We start from the raw sequence: 4,624 nt of genomic DNA, 5'->3' as shown, positions 1-4,624 counted from the left end.
TGCATGACGCGCACCTCGCAACAAGAATGCCGGAGCATTCTTGAATATATGCATGTATGGTTTAAACACTTTCAAATTCGTCGATAATCTCCTGTGATGGCGGTGCAGTCAGAAGGCTGACAATTACGATCGCAGCTGCGGAAGAAAGGAATGCAGGCAGCAGTTCGTAGATACCAAGCAGTCCACCATGCGGTGCGATCAGGAATTTCCAGATAAATACCATGGAACCGCCGACGATCATTCCGGCAAGGGCACCGTTTCGGTTGGAACGTTTCCAGAACAGTGCAAACAGCATAACTGCACCGAAGGTAGCACCAAATCCTGCCCATGCGAAGGACACGATACGGAATACGGAGCTGTCCGGGTTACGAGCCAGAAATACGCTGATAGCTGCGATGATCAGAACAGTAACACGCGCCATTGTCATAGATTGTTTTTTCGTACATTTGATTCCGAAGCAATCCTGCAGCAAGTTTTCTGAAATACTGGAAGATGCTGCCAGAAGCTGGGAATCAGAGGTAGACATGGTACTTGCAAGGATACCTGCAAGGATCAGACCAGCCATCAGTACGGCGAGAAATCCGTGATTGCTCAGCAGGACTGCAGTTCTGACGATCAGTGTCTCTGACTGAGAGGAATTCTCCAGCACGTCCATAGCACCTGTTTTTGTCATGGCGTTTCCGATAATACCGATAAAGATTGCGATAAACATGGAAATAACAACCCAGACAGAAGCGATACGACGGGATGTTTTTAATTTGTTTTCATCTTCAATACCCATGAAACGCAGCAGAATGTGCGGCATTCCAAAGTAACCTAAGCCCCATGCCAGAGTAGAAGCAATGGTCAGTCCGTTGTACGGAGTCGTTCCACCAGTTGCGGCATCGTGGAACATTGTCATGCTCAAATAACCTTTCAGGGACTGGGCATTTGTGATAACGGCATCCATTCCACCGGCCATATGTACACCGTAGATCAGTACGACGATCAGGGCACCGGTCATAATGATACTCTGGATCAGGTCGGTGGTACTTGCTGCCAGGAATCCTCCCAGAGAGGTGTAAGCTACGATAATAACAGCACTTACAATCATGGCAGGCATATACGGTACGCCGAACAGTGTGGCAAACAGTTTGCCGCAGGCTGCGAATCCGGATGCGGTGTACGGTACGAAGAAAATTACGATCATAATCGCTGAAATCGCCAGCAGGGAATTACTTTTGTCCCGATAGCGGTTTGCAAAAAAGGACGGGATCGTAATGGAATTGTTTGCTTTGTGGGAATAGCGGCGCAGACGTTTTGCAACGATGAGCCAGTTAAAATAAGTTCCGATGGCAAGTCCGATGGCGGTCCAACCTGCTTCAGCACAGCCGGACAGATATGCGACACCCGGCAGACCCATCAGAAGCCAGCTGCTCATGTCGGAGGCTTCAGCACTCATGGCGGTCACAACCGGACCGAGTTTTCTGCCACCCAGATAAAAATCACTGGTGTCGTTGTTTTTTCTGGAAAAGAGAACGCCAATCAATACCATAACACCCAGATAGATGATCATGATGATCAGCATTCCAATTGTGTTTGCGTTCATAAAATCAATCTCCTTTATTACGTTACTTCAACAAATTTCTGCCAGTATACCATGAATAAAAATAGACTGCAATACAGAATAAAGTATAGACTATAGTATAGAAAAATTATGAAAAATATGTATTAAATACGCTAAAATAAAGGAAAAATGAAACTAGACTAAAATATGAAAGAAAATATAGAATAAAAATAAATACAAAAGAAAACGGTATTTTAACAAGAGTAAAACAAGAAAAAGAGGAATTTCATAAATACATCATCCCCCAAAATACGGTTGATAAAATAACCATCCTTATTGATTATAAATGATGATATAAATGACTAACAGTATAAGTTAATGATAGGTGCTGTTATAAATAAAATAGGCTAACAGTGTAAGTTTTACAAATCATAATATGAATGAAATAAACTAACAGTGTAAGCCAATTTGAAAAGTTAATATATGTATTAATTTAGAAATATCTTTATTACGAATCATTGCGAATCTGTGCCAGATAGATCGGCATCGCCGTGGAACCATAAGTTTTCAGTGAATACTCCCCATTGCAGATGCACCAGTCATAAAGCAACGCACGCTCCGCAATCGCATACAGTTTTACCATCTCATTGACGGACAGATCCGTGCGGAACTCCCCGCTTTCCTGCCCTTCCCGGATAATGCGGCGCAACAGTTTATAATAGTAGCGGTTGCGGTCCAGCAGATGTTTTTCCCCTTTTGTAATTAATTGAGTGGATAACAGTCGTGCCAGCAGATCCAGAGAAATACTGTTTTCAATCATGGAAAAAGCTCCTGATTCAGATAGATCAGCTGTTCATAGCGGGTAGCAAACTGATCCAGCTGAGCTTCCAGTTCCGTATATTTTTCATCAAAAAGGAAAGAAAGGGAGCCAAGCAGGGCATCTTTTCCCTCAAAATAATGATAAAAAGAACCTTTGGATGTGCCGGATTCGGCAATGATCTCATCAATGGTTGTGTCATCGTATCCCTGTTCGTAAAACAGTTTCCATGCGGCAGAAATAATTTTTCCTTTTGTGTTGCGCGGTTGTTTTTTGCTCATATATAAAATCCTTTCAGAAAATAAATACAGGTGGACAAAATTTGAATATTCAAAAATGTTCCAGACATGCTTACTGCTGGATGTTCGTCGTGCAATGCATATCCTGAAAAATGTTATGAAAACAGTTATATTGTAGCAGAAAAAATGAAAAATGTGTGAAAAAACGGCAAAAAAGTGGTGACGGGTTGTGAGAAATAGACAAAAGTGGTAAAATAATATCACAGTTCACGTATCACATATATTTTGCTGACGACTACATTCGCATGAGGAGTTAATGGGATGTATCGTGGACTTTAGGAAGAATTTTGGAGGAACATTTATTATGAAGAAAATCGTAGGAAGACTGCTGAGTGTGTTGTTGATCGCCATGCTGGCTCTGGCAGGATGTGGAACAAAAGATACAGGAACAGCAGGTGGAAGTGCTTCTACAGAGACTGAGCAGGCTTCGGTAAAGTCAAAGGTGAAGTTTGATGGAACATACACAGCCGGGGATACTGTAAAGATTCAGATGGATCTTACGAAAGAAGGAACTTGTGATTATGGATATATCGGAATGTACAAACTGGTTACGAATGAGGATGGAATGAGGATCCTGAACCTGATCTATTATGGAGAAGAAAATGCAGAAAACAGCAGCGACAGCCAGCTTGCATATGATTCTTATGCAATCCAGCAGAATGAAGATGGCACTTACACCCGATGCAAATACACAGAAGGCGAGACACCAGATTTTTCAACAGGAACACAGATGAGCTGTGCCAGCGGTGATGATCAGATCATGAATGGAGAGCAGTTTGGTGCAGAGTATACATCCGATGGTGGCGCTTTTGTAAAACTCAATGAAGACGGAACCTTTATGTTTGGTGTCCACATGAACTACGCAGCAGACAAAAAACAGTTTGAACTGATTGGTGCAAGCGGATCATCCGTATATACTTATGAGACAGACGATGACCAGAACAGTATTGTTCTGAGTAACGAGGATGGCAATATAGTAATGAGCCTTGAACGGAAGGAGAGTTAAGTTATGAAACCAGAGGGAAGCAACGTAAGCTACAGAGACTTGGCAGAACGTTTTTATGCATTGGATACAGAAGTATACAAAGCATCCGGAAGTGAATTGGGGAAGGTATTTCCGGGACCAAAACACATTTCCGAAAAACAGATTCTGAAAGATTTTGAACGTGATGACACGGAAAAAATCAAGGACGAACTGATCCTGATCGGAAATATGATCAAGATCATTCAGGAGAATGGTGGACGCTATGAAGAATTTTTCATTCGTTATGAACATCTGTGCAAAGATATCATGGATGTTTTAGAGGATGATGGATTCCGTGATCAGATTACCAGAGATTTTACAAAAGATCATTTTGGACTGATGTACAAGACAGAGCAGAACCATATCGTAATCTGCATCGCCAGAGAGACAGGAGCAGGCGGTCATGAGATCGGCTCCAGACTGGCAGAACGTCTGGGATTCTCTTTTTACGATGATTCCGTGCTGGATCTGATGATCGATGAACTGGATGAAAAAATGCCGGGAATCGGTGGCAAAGATGCACATTTTATCAAGCAGAGCCGTGTGATCAAATCTATCGCAGAAGCCAGTGATTGTGTCATTGTAGGCCGTAGCTGCGGTCATGTACTGATGACAAATAATATTCCGCGTCTGAGTGTATTTATCGGGGCACCATATGAAAACCGTGTGCGTAGAAAAATGCTGATCAATGATCAGGGGCGCAAAGAAGCGGAAGAATTTATTCGCAAGACGGACAAACGCAGAAGAACTTCCTATGATTATTACACTGGTAAAAAATGGGGCAATCCGGCAGATTTTGATATTTGCATCAACAGTGCATGCTATGGCATTGAAGGAACCGTTGATTTACTGGAAAAATTGGTAAAATATTCACTGGAGCAGAAATAGAATTGATCTCAGTCGGAGATTGAACTCCCACTGAGAAATACTTGTTACTA

At 42.3% G+C, this 4,624-nt stretch carries 5 protein-coding genes; 2 read left to right on the top strand and 3 right to left on the bottom strand.

Annotated features, from left to right (window positions below; all coding sequences use genetic code 11):
• Positions 1-61: 61 nt before the first annotated feature.
• The 3 genes from LG34_RS00050 to LG34_RS17280 all read right to left on the bottom strand — a co-directional run bounded on the left by LG34_RS00050 (position 62) and on the right by LG34_RS17280 (position 2,644).
• The gene (locus tag LG34_RS00050) at positions 62-1,588 is read right to left on the bottom strand and encodes a sodium/proline symporter (protein ID WP_109214280.1); all 1,527 of its coding nucleotides are present in this window, start codon (positions 1,586-1,588) and stop codon (positions 62-64) included.
• A gap of 466 nt (positions 1,589-2,054) precedes the next feature.
• On the bottom strand, positions 2,055-2,366 hold the full coding sequence (locus LG34_RS17285) for a hypothetical protein (RefSeq protein WP_347486523.1): 312 nt from the start codon (positions 2,364-2,366) through the stop codon (positions 2,055-2,057).
• Complete coding sequence (locus tag LG34_RS17280; RefSeq protein WP_347486522.1) at positions 2,363-2,644, bottom strand: TetR/AcrR family transcriptional regulator; 282 nt, start codon at positions 2,642-2,644, stop codon at positions 2,363-2,365. The genes LG34_RS17285 and LG34_RS17280 overlap by 4 nt, the downstream gene beginning before the upstream one ends.
• Before the next feature lie 322 nt (positions 2,645-2,966).
• Between LG34_RS17280 and LG34_RS00040 the strand changes: the two genes are divergently transcribed.
• Positions 2,967-3,668 carry a hypothetical protein gene (locus LG34_RS00040; protein WP_109214279.1) on the top strand — a complete coding sequence of 234 codons (702 nt, stop codon included), beginning with the start codon at positions 2,967-2,969 and terminating at the stop codon, positions 3,666-3,668.
• A gap of 3 nt (positions 3,669-3,671) precedes the next feature.
• A complete protein-coding gene (locus tag LG34_RS00035; RefSeq protein WP_109214278.1) occupies positions 3,672-4,574 on the top strand; it encodes an AAA family ATPase in 903 nt (300 codons plus the stop codon).
• Positions 4,575-4,624: the final 50 nt, after the last annotated feature.

This window comes from Eubacterium ramulus, from assembly GCF_003122485.1.
Lineage (GTDB): Bacteria > Bacillota > Clostridia > Lachnospirales > Lachnospiraceae > Eubacterium_I > Eubacterium_I ramulus_A.
The sequence above is the reverse complement of the archived record's forward strand: the minus strand, read 5'-3'. Positions and strand labels throughout refer to the sequence as shown.

Bases quoted from the DNA above. Each gene is read 5' to 3' on its own strand.
- LG34_RS00050 (WP_109214280.1), bottom strand. From the start codon at position 1,588: ATGAACGCAAACACAATTGGAATGCTGATCATCATGATCATCTATCTG.
- LG34_RS17280 (WP_347486522.1), bottom strand. From the start codon at position 2,644: ATGAGCAAAAAACAACCGCGCAACACAAAAGGAAAAATTATTTCTGCC.
- LG34_RS00040 (WP_109214279.1), top strand. From the start codon at position 2,967: ATGAAGAAAATCGTAGGAAGACTGCTGAGTGTGTTGTTGATCGCCATG.
- LG34_RS00035 (WP_109214278.1), top strand. From the start codon at position 3,672: ATGAAACCAGAGGGAAGCAACGTAAGCTACAGAGACTTGGCAGAACGT.
- LG34_RS17285 (WP_347486523.1), bottom strand. From the start codon at position 2,366: ATGATTGAAAACAGTATTTCTCTGGATCTGCTGGCACGACTGTTATCC.